Genomic DNA, 1,585 nt, shown 5'->3' on the forward strand with positions numbered 1-1,585 from the left:
GGGCACCTCCAAGGCCAACACCGCCATCCTGCACACCGGGTTCGACGCGGTCCCCGGCTCGCTGGAGGCACGGCTGGTCCGCGAGGGCGCCCGGCAGCTAGCCGCGTACGCCGCCGAGTCCGGCATCCCCGTCGAACCGGTCGGCGCCCTGCTCGTCGCCTGGGACGAGGAACAGCTCGCCGCGCTGCCCCGGCTCGCCGAGAAGGCCGAACGCAACGAGTACCACGCCGCCCGCCTGCTCGGACCCGCCGAGCTGTACGTCCGCGAACCCCACCTCGGCCCGGGCGCCCTCGGTGCCCTGCACGTGCCCGGCGAGAGCATCATCTGCCCCTGGACGACGACCCTGGCGTACGCCACCCAGGCGGTCCGCCACGGGGTCGACCTGCACCTCAACTGCCAGGTTGAGCAGGCGAGCCGGCAGGACGGCAGCCATGTGCTGAAGACGTCCCGAGGCGCCCTGCGCGCCCGCCGGCTCGTCAACGCGGCCGGACTGCACGCCGACACACTCGACGCACAGCTCGGCCGGTACGACTTCACCGTCGCCCCGCGCCGCGGCCAGCTCCTCGTCTTCGACAAGTTCGCCCGCGCCCTGGTCCACCACATCCTCCTCCCCGTCCCCACGGCCCTCGGCAAGGGCGTCCTCGTCGCCCCCACCGTCTACGGCAACGTCCTGCTCGGCCCCACTGCCGAGGACCTGCACGACAAGCGGGCCACCGGCTCCACCGCCGACGCACTGGCCGCCCTGCGCGACAAGGGCCGCCGCATCCTGCCCGCACTGCTCGACGAGGACGTCACCGCCGTCTACGCCGGTCTGCGCGCCGCCACCGAGCACGACGACTACCGCATCCGCGCCCACCCCGAGCAGGCGTACGTCACCGTCGGCGGCATCCGCTCGACCGGCCTGACCGCCTCGCTCGCCATCGCAGCGCACGTCACGGGGCTGCTCACCGAGACGGGCCTCGACCCGGGTCCCGAACGGGAGCTGGAGCCGGTGCGCATGCCGAACCTCGGCGAGTCCTTCCCCCGCCCGTACCAGCGCCCCGACCTCATCGCCGCCGACCCGCAGTACGGCACCCTCGTCTGCCACTGCGAACGCGTCACCCGCGGCGAGATCCGCGACGCCCTCGCCGCTACGATCCCGCCGCGCACCCTCGACGGACTGCGCCGCCGCACCCGCGCCCGGGCGGGCCGCTGCCAGGGCTTCTACTGCGGGGCCGCGGTGCGGGCGCTGTTCGAGGAAGCCGGCGCATGAGACAGGTCGACGTCCTCGTCGTCGGCGCCGGACCCGCCGGACTCGCCGCCGCCGCCCGCCTGGCCGCCGCGGGGGTCGGGCGGGTCGAGGTGCTGGACCGGGAGCAGCAGGCCGGGGGAGTGCCACGGCACTGCGCGCACGGCGGCTTCGGGACCTGGTCGCGCCCGCTGACCGGGCCGGCGTACGCGCGTCTGCTGGCCGACGCCGCGGTCCACGCCGGGGCAGTCGTACGCACCGGGGTGACCGCCCTCGACTGGACGGGCCCGCTGGCCCTGGCGACGGTCGGCCCGGACGGCCCCGAGACGATCACCGCGAGGGCGATCGTGCTGGCCA

The 1,585-nt window shown here is 75.4% G+C and carries 2 protein-coding genes; both read left to right on the plus strand.

Annotated features, from left to right (window positions below; genetic code table 11):
- Window positions 1–1,252, plus strand: a 1,252-nt coding sequence (locus tag ACTWQJ_RS51190; protein ID WP_443313168.1) for an FAD-dependent oxidoreductase, incomplete at its 5' end; no start/stop codon positions are given.
- Window positions 1,249–1,585, plus strand: a 337-nt coding sequence (locus tag ACTWQJ_RS51195) for an FAD-binding protein (RefSeq protein WP_443313169.1), incomplete at its 3' end; no start/stop codon positions are given. The genes ACTWQJ_RS51190 and ACTWQJ_RS51195, both read left to right, overlap by 4 nt.

This window comes from Streptomyces sp. KR55, assembly GCF_052245645.1.
Lineage (GTDB): Bacteria > Actinomycetota > Actinomycetes > Streptomycetales > Streptomycetaceae > Streptomyces > Streptomyces flavusporus.